This is a genomic window from Ruegeria sp. HKCCD4315 (assembly GCF_013112245.1).
Taxonomy (GTDB): domain Bacteria; phylum Pseudomonadota; class Alphaproteobacteria; order Rhodobacterales; family Rhodobacteraceae; genus Ruegeria.
Genome location: NZ_WVRN01000001.1, coordinates 2528514 through 2542231 on the forward strand (window position 1 = coordinate 2528514; position 13718 = coordinate 2542231).

Annotated in this window: 13 protein-coding genes; 2 read left to right on the forward strand and 11 right to left on the reverse strand. The window is 55.5% G+C overall.

Going from position 1 to position 13718, the window contains the following annotated elements:
- Nucleotides 1-32: 32 nt before the first annotated feature.
- The 9 genes from GS646_RS12580 to GS646_RS12620 all read right to left on the reverse strand — a co-directional run bounded on the left by GS646_RS12580 (nt 33) and on the right by GS646_RS12620 (nt 10083).
- Entirely contained in the window at nt 33-1223 is a 1191-nt protein-coding gene (locus GS646_RS12580; RefSeq protein ID WP_171188261.1) for a Gfo/Idh/MocA family protein, read from the reverse strand.
- On the reverse strand, nt 1216-1890 hold the full coding sequence (locus GS646_RS12585; RefSeq protein WP_171188262.1) for a hypothetical protein: 675 nt from the start codon (nt 1888-1890) through the stop codon (nt 1216-1218). Before GS646_RS12585 ends, GS646_RS12580 begins: the two co-directional genes overlap by 8 nt.
- Nucleotides 1871-3067, reverse strand: a complete 1197-nt coding sequence (locus GS646_RS12590) for a Gfo/Idh/MocA family protein (protein ID WP_253746775.1) — start codon at nt 3065-3067, stop codon at nt 1871-1873. Before GS646_RS12590 ends, GS646_RS12585 begins: the two co-directional genes overlap by 20 nt.
- Nucleotides 3057-3893, reverse strand: a complete 837-nt coding sequence (locus GS646_RS12595; protein ID WP_253746776.1) for a citryl-CoA lyase — start codon at nt 3891-3893, stop codon at nt 3057-3059. The genes GS646_RS12590 and GS646_RS12595 overlap by 11 nt, the downstream gene beginning before the upstream one ends.
- On the reverse strand, nt 3890-5782 hold the full coding sequence (locus tag GS646_RS12600) for a bifunctional sugar phosphate isomerase/epimerase/4-hydroxyphenylpyruvate dioxygenase family protein (protein ID WP_171188264.1): 1893 nt from the start codon (nt 5780-5782) through the stop codon (nt 3890-3892). The genes GS646_RS12595 and GS646_RS12600 overlap by 4 nt, the downstream gene beginning before the upstream one ends.
- Nucleotides 5782-7077: a TRAP transporter large permease gene (locus GS646_RS12605; protein WP_171188265.1), complete on the reverse strand. Its 1296-nt coding sequence runs from the start codon at nt 7075-7077 to the stop codon at nt 5782-5784. Before GS646_RS12605 ends, GS646_RS12600 begins: the two co-directional genes overlap by 1 nt.
- Nucleotides 7074-7649, reverse strand: coding sequence for a TRAP transporter small permease (locus tag GS646_RS12610; RefSeq protein WP_171188267.1), 576 nt, complete (start codon nt 7647-7649; stop codon nt 7074-7076). The genes GS646_RS12605 and GS646_RS12610 overlap by 4 nt, the downstream gene beginning before the upstream one ends.
- Nucleotides 7650-7679: 30 nt before the next feature.
- Nucleotides 7680-8690 (reverse strand): TRAP transporter substrate-binding protein DctP, encoded by a 1011-nt coding sequence (gene dctP, locus GS646_RS12615; protein ID WP_171188269.1) that lies wholly within the window; start codon nt 8688-8690, stop codon nt 7680-7682.
- 91 nt (nt 8691-8781) lie between these two features.
- On the reverse strand, nt 8782-10083 hold the full coding sequence (locus tag GS646_RS12620) for a Gfo/Idh/MocA family protein (protein ID WP_253758608.1): 1302 nt from the start codon (nt 10081-10083) through the stop codon (nt 8782-8784).
- Here GS646_RS12620 and GS646_RS12625 point away from each other — a divergent pair.
- Nucleotides 10082-10735, forward strand: a complete 654-nt coding sequence (locus GS646_RS12625) for a GntR family transcriptional regulator (protein WP_171188270.1) — start codon at nt 10082-10084, stop codon at nt 10733-10735. The genes GS646_RS12620 and GS646_RS12625 overlap by 2 nt on opposite strands.
- 264 nt (nt 10736-10999) lie before the next feature.
- A complete protein-coding gene (locus GS646_RS12630) occupies nt 11000-11947 on the forward strand; it encodes a DMT family transporter (RefSeq protein WP_371732109.1) in 948 nt (315 codons plus the stop codon).
- Nucleotides 11948-12271: 324 nt separating this feature from the next.
- On the opposite strand, the gene GS646_RS12635 is transcribed toward GS646_RS12630, so the two are convergent.
- Together GS646_RS12635 and GS646_RS12640 are read right to left on the reverse strand one after the other, a co-directional pair.
- Nucleotides 12272-13090 carry a tyrosine-protein phosphatase gene (locus GS646_RS12635; RefSeq protein ID WP_171188272.1) on the reverse strand — a complete coding sequence of 273 codons (819 nt, stop codon included), beginning with the start codon at nt 13088-13090 and terminating at the stop codon, nt 12272-12274.
- Between the two features lie 120 nt (nt 13091-13210).
- Complete coding sequence (locus GS646_RS12640) at nt 13211-13399, reverse strand: hypothetical protein (RefSeq protein WP_171188274.1); 189 nt, start codon at nt 13397-13399, stop codon at nt 13211-13213.
- Nucleotides 13400-13718 lie beyond the last annotated feature (319 nt).

Below are 13718 nucleotides of genomic sequence, written 5' to 3' on the forward strand. Positions count from 1 at the left end.
CGGGCGTGTTTTATCTTTGTGCTGGCGCGGCTTTAGACGGTGACCCAGTCGCCTCCGGACTGGTGAGAGCGCACAGAGGCATCTATGAATCGGACGCCATCCGCGCCTTGACCGACACCGGGATACGCCAGCCAATTGGCCGGAACGGCGACCCCATCCCGACGCGCGGCTACGGCCATGGCAAATTCCGTATAGAGGTTGGCCCAGGCTTCGATAATCCCTTCAGGGAAGCCGCGCGCGGTACGGATCAGACGTTCTGCGCCGGGGCCGATGCCATGCCCGTGACCTCGGCTGATGATACGATCCGGCTCACCGAACCGATTGAACTTCAGCTGCTCCGAATTCTCCAGATCCCACTCGAGACCTCCTTCGTTCCCGAATATGCGCAAACGCAACCCTCCCCGATTCCCGGGGGCAAGGCGTGTCGCCATCAAGGTTCCGGGAACTTTGTTTTGATAACGGGTGAGCATGAACACCGTGTCTTCCAAAGGCTTGGGCGCGCCGCAGACATGGAACTCGGCCCGTAGGTTGGTCAAGGGCAGGCCCGAGACAAAACTGGCCAAATGCGCGGCATGGGTTCCAATATCGCCGACACAGCTGGTCGGGCCAGAAATCTTTGGGTCCAGCCGCCATTTGACGTGGGGCGCATCAGCCACATCATCGGGCGTCATCCAGTCTTGCATGAACTCGACGTGGATTTGGTTGATTTTACCGATGCCTCCTTCCGCCACGATTTGTTTGGCTTGCCGGATAACTGGAAAGCACGACATCGCATATCCGACGGCAAAGACCTGTCCCGCGCGCGCGGTGATCTCCTCAAGCCCCTCTGCCTCGGCGACTTCATTGGTCAGGGGCTTGTCGCACAGCACGTCAATGCCCGCCTCCAGAAAGGCTTTGGCCGCGTCGAAGTGAACGTGGTTCGGGGTGGTGATCATCACCGCGTCCACACCATCCGGGCGTGCCGCCTCGGCCTTTGCCATCTCGTCGAAGGACGCGTAGCACCGGTCGGCCGGCAGATACCAATCGGCCCCACGCACCTTGCTGCGCGCAGCGTCGGAACTGAGCGCACCTGCAGCGACCTCCCACCGGTCGGTCATCCGGGCCGCCGTTGCCTGCGTGACCGAGATACGCCCACCGCCAACAACGCCCAGCCGCAAACGGCGAGACAACTGGGGGAAAGGGCCGTCAAAGTTCAGGTCTTCGGGCAATAGTCTCTCAGCCATTCTGAATCTCCATTTCCGGGACCCGTACGCCTTCCGGCAGCATTTCCACCGCCATGAAAATGCTGGGGGTAATCGTCTCGTACTGATGCCAGGGATAGTTGCCTTCAGCGTCATACATCGGCCTGTGCGTCGTGCCGGGGGCCATGAATTCTTCCAGGTAAAGAGTTTCAACGTCCCGTTCGCGGCATTGCTGCATTTTGCCAAAGCCTACGATTTGCGTATGCACTTCGCGAAACCCCGGTACCGGGCAGAAAGGATGATCCTTGTGCAATCCGACATTCAATGGGACCGAACCGGAATGGTACATGGTCAGCCCAACGTTACCCACGAAGACCTTTGGCGACATGTAGTGGCTGACACCGCGCAAACGCTCCTCTTGGCGAACATCAAAAGCGGATGGCCAGGTGTCTTTCACCCATGCGAACAACTCGTTTTCATCGGCATGGAAGTCGAAACCGTGGACAATGACTGCGCGTTCCACGCCGCCAAGCGTGCTGTCTTGCACGATCACGGAGGAAAGCGGTGCAACGGTTTGATCCTCGACAGAGAGGCCCCTCTCCCCGAGATTCAGAACAATGGCGCGACCCTCGACAGATACTCTGTCTTCATCAGTGATGTGCTGGACGCGAAAAAATGGCTGGGCAAAGTCAAGAGTCTGAATAGGCATAGACCAGCTCCTTCCTCTCATCGTTGAGGAAATCGACAGGCAGAGGCATCGGCGCTTCGCACCGGCTTTCTATAGTCTGATAGGCGCCGAATCTTGGTGCCCGTTCAATTGCGTCCATGACTTCAAAAACATGGTAGGCAAGCGCTCCACTTGCACGGGGTTGGCGTCCTTCTTGCGCCGCCAGGGCCAGATCCAAAAGGCCGAGCCCGCGGCTGTCTTCATTGAACCCGTGTTTGTTTTCGACCACCTGCCAGTCTTCGCGACCGGTTGGACGAGGCTGATGAGACCAGCGTGAGGTCTCCTGCGTTTTCAGCCAGACATCCCCTTGAAAGATATTGGCACCATGAACCGGGTCTGGATCAGGAATGCTGATGGTGCCGTTTTCTCCGTAGATCTCGAACCGCGGCGTTTCGCTGTCCCAGACGTCAAAGCTCATGGTCATCGACCCTATAGCTCCGGAGGAGAACTGCAGCAGGCTAAGGGAGTGCGTGTCGACCTCGACGTCCATCCATTCGCCGTTGCGAGGGCCGTTTTCGATCATCCTTTTGTCAAACGTGCATCGCGCCATTCCGGCGACCCGGTCAACGGGACCAAGGCAGCAGATCATGGCGGTCAGGTAGTACGGCCCAAGGTCCAGCAAGGGCCCACCACCCGCCTTATAGTAGAAATCCGGATTGGGATGGTGGCGTTCTGTCCCGTGGGTGCCGACATGGGCAAAAACCCCTGTCGGTTTGCCAATGGCACCCTCGTCGATCAAGCGCCGAACGGTCTGCCAGCGACCGCCCAAAAACGTGTCGGGCGCGCAACCGACCAGTAACCCCTTTTCAGAGGCCATGTGCAGGATCGCCTTACCATCCGTTCGATTCATAACCAACGGCTTCTCGGAATAGACGTGCTTGCCCGCCTCTAACCCGCGCAAACTGATTTCCGCATGCGCCGCGGGAATTGTCAGGTTCAGAACGCAGTCAATCGTCGGATCGTCAAACACTTCATCTGGCGTGCAGGCCTTGGCGACACCGTATTGATCCGCTTTGACGCGGCTTTCCGAAGGATCAAGGCTTGCGCAAGCCACGACCTCAACGTTTGAGAATTTGGATAGTGTCTTTAGATAAATATCACTGATACGACCACAGCCGATAAGGCCGACCCGGAAGGATTTCGATGTCTCACGTGTCATCATTCCTGTCTTCGTAGAGGGGTAAGTAATTCGGGGGCATCGGCCCTTTGTTGCGGCCACCCTGGTTCATCTGTTCCCAAGCGTGGGCGAGTATTCCGACCGAGCGGGACAGGCAAAACAGCCCCCGCGACAAGGGCGCAGGAAAGCCAAGTTCGCAGAAGATCACAGCTGTCGCGCCGTCAATATTCATGGCAATTGGCCGACCGCCTCGTTGACGACCGAGTTCGGCTTGAACCTCTTCTCCGATATCGGCAAACCGGCCAGAAACTGTGCCTTCTGCCGCCGCATCTCGAACAAGTTGCATCAATCGTGGTGCGCGTGGGTCAACGGGCTTGTGAAACCTGTGACCAAAGCCCGATACGATCTTGCCGTAGGTCTCGCGCCAGCTGTCCAAGCCATCCCGAACAGCGTCATTCAGCGAAGCTTCCGCATCCATGCGGACTTCGATATCATAGTACAGCTCTGCACACTGCTCTCCTGCCCCGCCGTGCACGTCGCCCAGCATGTTCACCGCGGTCGCCATCGCATTATTGAGACCTACCCCGCAGGTGGCGGCCATACGCGCAGCCGCGATTGAGGGAGCCTGTGGGCCGTGATCCACGCCTGCGACCAAAGCAGCTTCGAACAGGCGCGCTTGTGCGTCGCTGGGCAGATCATCCCGCACCATCAGCCAGATCATTTGCGGGAAAGATACGTTCCCGATCAGGTCCTCTATGGCGTTGCCACGAAACGCGATCTGACCGGGCTTCATGTCGATGATGGAGGTACGCCACCATTGGCGAACGGCGCGCTCATCCATCGTCATGTTTTCATCCAGCACAGTCATTGAGTCTTCACCTCTTTGAACGTCTGGGTTTTGCTTTGTGCGGCGAGGCGAATGGGCGCGTTACGCGCACCGTAACCGGCATAACCCATGCGGCGTTCAACAATTTCGAAGAAGAAGCCGTTAAAGATGGGGCGGCTGTATATCTGAAAATACTCGGAACCCGCTGCCCGATCGTAAAGAATGTTGCCTCGGCGCAGTTGGGCAACCAATTCGTCATCTAATCCGAATGTCGCTTGCAGATCAGCGTAGTAGTTTTCTGGGATGGACAGGCTGGGAAAACCGGACTTCCGCAATTGGGCTGAGGTTTCAAATATGTCGTCCGACTGGAAGGCGATGTGCTGAACACCGGCATCAAATCCGTCTTCAAGGAATGAAGCCGCCAGTGTTCGACGCCCAACTGCACCATTCAGGTTTAAACGCACTTCGCCTTCGGGGCTTTCGATGGCTTGGCTTTGCACAACACCCGACGGGTCGGCAACGTTCACGATCGGGGATTTTGCCATCTCAAAAGTCGAAATGTAGTAGAGCAGCCAGCTTTGCATCTCATCGTGACGCATCGTCTGTGCCAGATGGTCGATACAACGCAGACCGGCAGGTTGGGTGGCTTTGGTTTTCGCAACCGGCTCGAACTCTATGTCCCAAACCCGATGCAGATCGGATTTCTCATCTATGAAATGGACAACATTGCCACCAACGCCCCGAATAGCCGGGATATCCAGTTCCCCGGCCCCTACAGGCTGTGCGAAATTCGGCGCGCCCAACGCGGTCGCTCGCTGAACCGTCTGATCCGCATCTTTGACACGCAACCCCATATCACAAACGGAGGGGCCGTGGCCCAGAAACGCCGAATGGGCAAATCCTTCCTTTTCGGTATTCACGACGATGTTTATCGCGCCCTGCCGCCACAGCTCGACGGACTTGCTCACATGCTTTCGCTCCATTCGAAAACACATTGCTGACAGCATATCTGCCAGTTGCGCGCCGCTTACTTCATCAGCTGTAAATTCGACGAACTCAAAGCCTGATGCATAGACGCGTTCCGGCAGTTCCGGGATGCCGAAATCGGTTCCCGGCTCGGTCCGTGATACCTCATCCAGGAGGTTCACCAGAGACCTGTAGCTGTCTCGGGCCAGTGTTCGGCCACCAGGTTGAGGAGCTGCTTCGTTGACGCGTGCAACCGACCAAGGCCCTTTGTATCCGGCGCGGGACAAAACGCGAACGAAGCCCGCAAGGTTCAGCGACCCAAGCCCCGGCAGAAGTCCAAAGTGCCGTTTGAGCCGACGTATATCCATCTCAAGCCGGGGTGCATCGGACAGTTGCACATGGAACAGCCGCTCTCCGGGAATGTCCCGAAGGCGGGCTGGTTTGGATCCGTCGGCAAGCGAGAAGAAGGAATTCAAAGCCAACCCCAGATTAGGGCTGTCGACAGCATCAACGACGCCTAACGCCTGTTCATCCGAGTGACTAAGATCCGACCATGGTAAACCCAAATAGGCCAGACGCATCCCCATTTCTTTAGCGATCTGGGCCGCCTCGCTAAGATCTGCGATTACCTGTTCTTCGGTCGCGGCGACATCGACCTCGAAGGCAGACCCGATAAGCAGCAATTCCGTGCCCAACTCGCTCATCAGGTCGAGTTTGCGCTTCAGTCGATCAAAAGCGCGCTCACGTCCGACATCGGGCTGGCCTTCAAGATTATGGAAGGGTTGCAGCAGGCAAATCTTCAAGCCGAGGTCCGATGCAATTTTGCGGACTTGCGATGGCGATCCGTCAAAAGCGGTCAAATCCGGTTCGTGTAATTCGACACCCCCGAATCCCGCGTCAGCGATAGCACTCAGCTTTTCAGCCAGATCACCGGGGATCGACGTTGTCGAAACCGAGAGGCACATTATCCTTGATATCCAAACAAACGCGGCAACCACAGGACTAGATCCGGCATCAGCATCATGATCACCAAGGCGAAGATGAGAACCGCGAGGAAAGCCCAGATTTCCGAGATGATTTCTCGCAGCGGAATGTCCGTCACGGCGTTGATCACAAAGAGTAGAATGCCGTAGGGCGGCGTGATCAGACCGATCATCGAGTTCACGACGACCAGCACTCCGAAATGCACCAGATCAATCCCAAGCGCTTCGCAGGTTGGAATGAACAGGGGCACAATCACCAGGATGATCGTTGTTGCGTCTAACACGCATCCCAGCGCGAGGATCAGCAGGTTAACCAGGATCAGGAACACAATCGGGCTGACATCCGAACCTTCCAGTAAGGCTGAGATCGACTGAGGAATTTGCTCCTGAATGACGATGAAGTTCAGAATGAACGCGCCACCAATGACCACCCCGACGGCGGCAGAAGAACGCGCGCTGTCGACGAACACTTGGTAAAGGCCACGGAAGGTCAGTGCGCGGTAGAACAACGCTGCCAGTAGCAGGGCGTAGAATGCAGCAACTGCGGCGGCCTCGGTCGGCGTAGTGACGCCTCCATATATACCGTAGAGCAGAATTGCTGGCATCAGCAGTGCCGGGAACGCGTTGGCGGTTTTTGCAGGCAATTCGCGCAGTGGAACAGGTTCTTCCAATGCAAAGTTCCGCTTGCCGGCAAGATAGTAGTTCATCGCCATGAGGACGACGCCCATGATCAGGCCCGGCAGAATCCCTGCCAGGAACAGCGACCCGATAGAGGCCTTGGAAACAAGCGCGTACAAAACCATTGGAATCGAGGGCGGAATAATAGGGCCGATCGTTGCCGACGCCGCCGTGATTGCAGCTGCGTAGCCTCGGCTGTAGCGGCCGTCCTTGGTCATCATCTCAATGATGATCTTGCCGATCCCGGCAGCATCCGCGACGGCAGAGCCGGACATGCCGGAGAAAATCAACGACGCAACCACGTTGACGTGCCCGAGGCCGCCCTTGAACCGACCGACCGCAGCGACGCAGAAGTTCAGCAAGCGGTCTGTGATCGACCCAGCGTTCATTATATTAGCGGCGACGATAAACAAAGGCACGGCAAGCAGAATCGTGCTTTTGTAGAAGCCTTGCAGGATCTTCTCACCCGCGAGGGCGACGTCCAATCCGGCCGTGCCAAGGTACACCAATGAGGCCAAGAGGATGGAATAGCCGATAGGTGTCCCGATGCCTGCCAGAAGAAAGAGAGCGAGCAGGCAGGAAAGAAGTTCAAAACTCATTTGTCTGCTTCCTCGTCGTATTCACCGTCGACGCGGGGATGATCGTCAACCACGTTGTACCCAACGACCAGTTCCAACTCGGTCTTAGGTGGGCCATTACGCAGGATGTCAAAGAACAGCCATCCATACCGCGCAGCCACGACCAGCATGAACACCGCATAAATTGAGAACACGGTGCGCAGCGGTATCTTCTCACCCGAGAACGGGTTTCGCACGGTCGAGGTTTTGCGGATTTTCATCCAGTCGATGTAGTCCCATGTCGGAAGGAAGCTGTAGAGCATCCCAACCACAATCGCTGCGGCCGCCAGCATCGCAAAGACCTGCCGCACGCGCATCGGCACCGAAAGGTAGATGATGTCGAACTTCACGTGATCCCTCTCACGCACGATGAAGGCGCAGCTAAAAAAAATCACCCAGACCCAGAGGATGCCGATCAGTTCAAGCGTCCAACCGGCGGGGGTAAAGAAATACCGCAAGAGAATTTGCAGAAGGAAGATCAGGAAGATTGCCGCCAGCATCCCGCCGGCAATCGCTTCGGTCAGTCGGGAGAACCCCTTGACAAAGGCTTTCATAGTGGTTCTCCCTCCCTCGATTTACTGGATTCAGTTGCCCAGCGCGTTGATCTGGTCCAGAACACCATCCGGCCAGGAACCCGCAAATTCGCTATCCAGATACATGGACTGTACCTGATTGCGGAAGGCTGCCAGATCAGGTTCGTAGATTTCCATCCCCTGCTCTTTCAGGAAACTGACCAGATCCTCTTCTTTCTGAAGTTGCTTCTGACGGCCTGATTCCGCTGCTGCGTCCGCAGCTTCCTGAACCTTGGCTTGTTGTTCCGGCGTCAACCCGTCCCAAACTTCTTTGCCAATGGCGATATAGTTCAAGTCGACCAAGTGCGATGTCAGGATGATCTGATTGGTCACTTCGTAAAACTTGGCATCAACCACGGTCGGCAGCGGGTTGTCCTGACCGTCAACGGCGCCGGTCGACAGAGCTGTATAAACCTCTGAGAACGCCATTGGTGTCGGGGCGGCACCCAGCGCTTTGCCAAGGAACTGCCACGCATCGGTGCCCGGCATCCGCAGGTTCACACCCTCCAGATCAGCCGGGGTGCTGACGGTCAGTTCATCCTTGGGTTGGCGCAGGTTCACCTGACGACGGCCCAAATACATGACCGACAGCAGTTTGACGCCCAGTTCTTCTTCGGCCTTTTGCTTGAAGGCATCCATCAAGGGATCGTTGAAGACAGCCACCTGATGCGCGGCGTCCTGATGGACATAGCCTGCTGTAAATATCGAAAACTCGGGGAAGAACTGTGCCAGTTCTTGCGCCGAGGTGATCGACATTTCCAGGTTACCCCGGCTGATGGCGTCCAACTCGGTTCCTTGGGCGAAGATGGTTCCATTATAGCTGGGCTCGTAGCTTGCGAAATCAGCGACCATGGGCGCGAAAACCTCGGCCATAGCGACCGAGCGTTGATCGGTCTCTGATCCTGATGTTGCGAGGCGAAGTTGCACTTTGTCTTCCGCCAGCGCACCACTTGTTGCGCTAAACAGAACACCGGTTGCAACCAGGGCTGATACAGCAGCCCGGCGGGTAAGTTTGGTAATCACTTTGCTCCTCCCTGAGACATCATGATGCTTCTTTTTTGCGATTCAGAGTTTTGACCTATTTTGGACATTTTGCAAGATGTTTTACAAAATATCAGATATTTTTCATTACTTGCAATCTCTGTTGCTGCGTTTCCTGAAGGTTTCTTATCCTGACTGTTTCACCTGTTCTGCAGGAATTCTGAATAGCTTCAATAACTTGAAGTGTTTTTAAACCTTCCCATCCAGACACAATCGGCTCTGCTTCGTGTCGAGCTACTTCAACAAAGTGCCTAAGCTGATTGACCAGAGGGTCAGACGCCCCCTTCTTCAGCGCGGTTGATGAGATTGGCGTCCACCAGTCCCTTTGCTCACCCTGGTAACTCCACAATCGAAGATCGGGAACGGACAACGAACCATGAGAGCCACCTATCATGTAGCTACTCTCAGTGGTTGAAGGATAGATTGGATATTCCTGAGACGTCATCTCCCAGCTCCATGGAGCGACGATGCTGTCGGACACACTTATGGTTCCAATCGCCCCGCTTTCGAACGTCAACAGAGCACCGGCAACATCTTCGTTGTCGTAACCGCGCTTGGATACAGCCGACTGAGCCTGAACGGTCAAGACTTCTCCGGCCAGGTACCGCAGCAGATCCACATCGTGGACAAGATTGACCGAGATGGGCCCTGCACCGGGTTTCTTTCTCCAGGGCGCAGCATCAAAATACTCGTCTGGCTTATAAAACCAGCAATTCGCATGGACAGCGCGCACATCTCCAATCTTCCCATCGACAATGGCTTCCTTAGCCGACCGGATCAGAGGATTGTGTCGACGATGGTGTCCGACCATCAGTGGCACATTGGCCTTCTCCGCTGCTTCAACAAGCTCAAGTGCAGCGGTGGCTTCCACGGCGATCGGCTTTTCGACAAGAAGAGGACAACCATGTCGAACACACGTGAGGCCTTGTTCAACATGAAGCGTGGTCGGGGTCGCAAGGACAGCTCCGTCCGGCGTCTGATTTACAAACATTTCCTCAAGGGTCTCGTAACATGCGACCCCGTGCTCAACGGCGTAAGCACGACCTTCATCGCTGGGGTCGACCACCGCGACGAGATCAACATGGCGCAACGCTCGGATAGCGTCCGCGTGGCGGCGTCCAACAAGACCAATGCCGACAATGGCAATGCGAAAGTTCTTAGACACTTTGCTTCCTTCCGGAGGGCCCGGCGAATCCCGAAACCGATGATTGCGATCGGGCTGCTTTGCCCAACTTGGCCACGACCGTATTGGGGTTTTCGCGATTCCGCAATAATGTATGATATTTTTATTTTTACCATACATCAGTTTGGATTGCTGATGTCTCTGAAAAATGCTAATTGAACGAGGAAACTGATAATATCGGGTGAAACGCATGGCGAAACAGCCGTCTACGATAGGTGCAAGCACCTATCAGCGAATCAAGCGGGACATCATCTTCGGGGAGTTGCAGCCCGGCTCCAAACTGAAGCTGGACGCCTTGAAGGAACGCTACTCGGCAAGCCTTTCGACACTTCGTGAAACGCTGAACAGGCTCGCCAGCGACGGATTTGTTGAAGCTCCTGAGCAACGGGGGTTCCTGGTCACACCGGTTTCACGAGAAGACCTGACCGAGATATCAGAGCTGCGAGTCTTGTTGGAATGCCACGCGTTGGAGTTGTCCATCGCGAATGGCGACACAGACTGGGAAGGCAACCTTGTTGCCGCACACCACAAACTGCATCTGATGGAACAGCAGCTTCTCAAAGGCGACGAGTCCGAGAAAGAAACCTGGAAACGATATGATTGGGAGTTTCACCAAGCGATGATCGCAGCCTGTAACTCCAAGAACCTTCTGTCTCTGCATTCAATCATCTACGACAAGTACCTGCGGTATCAGATGCTTGTGCTGACTTATCGCGGCGAAGAGGCGGTCAAGGAGCACAAGGGCATGTTCGATGCCGCGCTGGCCAGAGACGCCGACACGGCCAAGAAACTGTTGGAGGATCACATCCGAAACGGCCTCACCCACACGTTACAGGCTATGTAAGGCGGCATGCTGATTGCGTGCTTCGACGTCTTCAGGTCGACTTGGCAGTGAAAATCTCAAAATTCTAAGTCTAAATCGAGAAGTTTGTGAACGGCCCTTAGCTGCCCTTTGGCCCGGCCACCTGACGCGGCTGTGCGGCCCTTCAGAGGAGAAATTCGCCACGAGCGCTACATCCAATTCAACCCGAACTCGTGGATTGCGGGACTTTTGCCTGTCGTCGTATTGAGAACAGACAAGCATTTGGCAACATCTCTAAATGAAACGATGACCTCTGCCGAACCCATACCTCAATCTCCGGATCGCACCCTTGTTGGCGTTGCGCTGATGCTGGGGTTTTGTCTAACCGCTCCTTTGCTGGATGTGTCTGCGAAACTCGCGTCGACCAGTGTGCCGGTTGGGCAGATTACGGCTGCTCGGTTTGTGGTGCAATGTGTGCTAATGGCGCCTTTCATCTGGATAATGGGACTGTCGTTGCGCGTGGCGAAAGATCAGGTGATGGTGATGGTTTTCCGCTCATTGCTGCTGGTGTTCGCAACATTTTGCTTCATTGCCGCGATCCGGGTGATGCCCCTTGCCGATGCGCTGGCAATCGTGTTCGTTGCCCCTTTCATCGTCTTGTTGGTCGGCAAGTTCTATCTTGGAGAAGCCGTTGGCCCGCGTCGCGTTGGCGCGGCGCTTGTGGGGTTTGTCGGGGTGTTGTTCGTCATCCAGCCAAGTTTCGCAGCTTTCGGCGCTGTTGCTATTATTCCGCTTGGCACGGCAGTTGCCTTCGCTTTCTACATTCTTTTAACCCGGGGGTTGTCGCGTCGGGTGCACCCTGTGACCCTGCAATTCCACACCGGCCTGATCGCCAGCCTGGTTTGCATTCCAGCTCTAATTGTTGCGCAAGGTTCCGGCTCTGATTTGTTTGATCCCGTTTGGCCGACAGATATCGCGTTGTTGTGGCTTTTGGGCGCTGGCTTTTTCGCGACGGTGAGCCACATGATGATGACCTATGCGCTGTCTTTTGCACCTTCCGTCACGCTGGCACCGCTGCAGTATTTTGAGCTGCCGGTCGCAACCTTGTTCGGCTATCTTGTCTTCAATGATTTCCCGAACACGCTTAGCCTGCTTGGCATTGCGATCATCATCAGTGCGGGGCTGTATATGATACATCGCGAAAGGATGGCGGCCAGGCAGTTGGTCACCGTACGTGCCGTACCTCCAATCTAAGGCTACTCGCTCGGTCCGTTCCGGACATACAAAGTGCAAACACAAAGTCAAAAGCAGAAAAGTGAGGCACAATACTGGACTTAAACCAATTTCCGAACACTACCCATTGACCCCATTTCCTTTATTTTGTTAATTTTCAACATGTTGACAAAAAATCCTACCACCCCAGCCAGTTCATCAGAACATGGAACGACGACAGGCACTTGGGGCTAAACGCTCCGGGAAATGCCCCCGTTTATGCCCCCACCACCCGAGCCACTTGTTAACAGCCCTGGGGGAATCTTTGGGGCGGACCCTCTCTACTTGCGGGAGGAGAGGGTAGCCTCATTGAAGGTATCTGTTTCGTAGAGAGTCCAAGTCCTCATCTGTAAGACCAAGACCTTCGCGAAGGTAGCCTTCGACCGAACCATAGCTCTTTTCAACGCTGTTGTAGAACTCGTCGAGATAGGAATCCCGAACCCCGAGCGAAGGCCAGACGGCTGCTGCCGTCATATTTGTGCCGTAAGCCGCATTGACTTCCGCCGCGATCTGTTCGGCCTTGTTGTCAGCATCTTTAAGCACGTTGCTCATCATGAAATCGGCTTGAATGTCTTCCTTTGTGACACCAAGCGCGGTCAGGACAAGCGCGGTCGCGACACCGGTGCGATCCTTCCCGCCGGAGCAATGAAATAGAACTGCCTCCCCTTCCGGCTGGCCAAGCAAAACGTCGAACAGATCGCGGTATTCGTCTGTATAATCCGTTGCGATGTAACCAAAGGCACCGGCAAACAAGGCATCTGTTCCCTCCGCGGTGGCCGTCCCTGACTTTATGCTGGCGCGCATGTCTTCAATCATCTGACTTTCACTTTCCATCACAGGGAAATTATGGCGTTTGGGTCCCTCCCCTTCTGGCCATTGCGCCGGGTGGGCCGTCGCTTCGGATGTGGTTCTGAGATCAACAATTGCGCTGACCCCCATGTCGTCCAGGCGCTGTTTGCTGCGCTCACTGATCTCGTCTATCTCGCCGGATCTGATGAGTTGCCCCGCACGTACAACGCGACCGTCCTCCGTTTTCAAGCCACCGAGGTCTCGGGTGTTGAGGACACCTTCCAGGGGAACAGCCCGCTCCTCATCCGCGATAACGGGAAATGTGCCAACCGTCATCAGAAGGAGGGTAACGCCAATTGATCTAACCAGGTTCATGTCTCTCTCCATTGCCGTGTAGGACTTAGGTCTTTGATGTCTTTGCCCCGCGTAGATCGACGAGGTCTGACATTGGTTGGCTCAAAACCCGCCAAAAACGGCGACCTGCGTGTCAGTGCTGTCGACAAGATCATAGCCAACAGAGTCGGAAAATACTGTCCCGCGCACTTCGGCATCCGCATTGGCTGGAATGCCTGGACCCACGGCGGCGTCCTGGTCATCACTCAGATCCAGATACAACGTGTCCGCAAAAAACCAACAATTTGCCACGCCGCGCCTCGACCGCGCCCATCTATGCGAAATCGAGATTGTCGAGTATTTCGCTGAAGCTGATGTCAATGCTGCGACCGGTTGTTGTTTCGCCGCTCAGTGCCGGGCCCCAGAGGTATAGGTAGCCTGTGAAATCCCAGTCCGCGTCTTGCGCATTCCCATTTGCTGACCAGCCTAAAAAAGGGCAACGCTTGTGACGGCCAGATGTTGTCTTTGGGTTGGTGTGGTTCTTTCAATCATGACATTGACCTGTTGATGTGCTGGCTACTCATCGCGATGCACTTTCGTTACCTTTGAGGCGCGCGTGGACAGCCCCGCG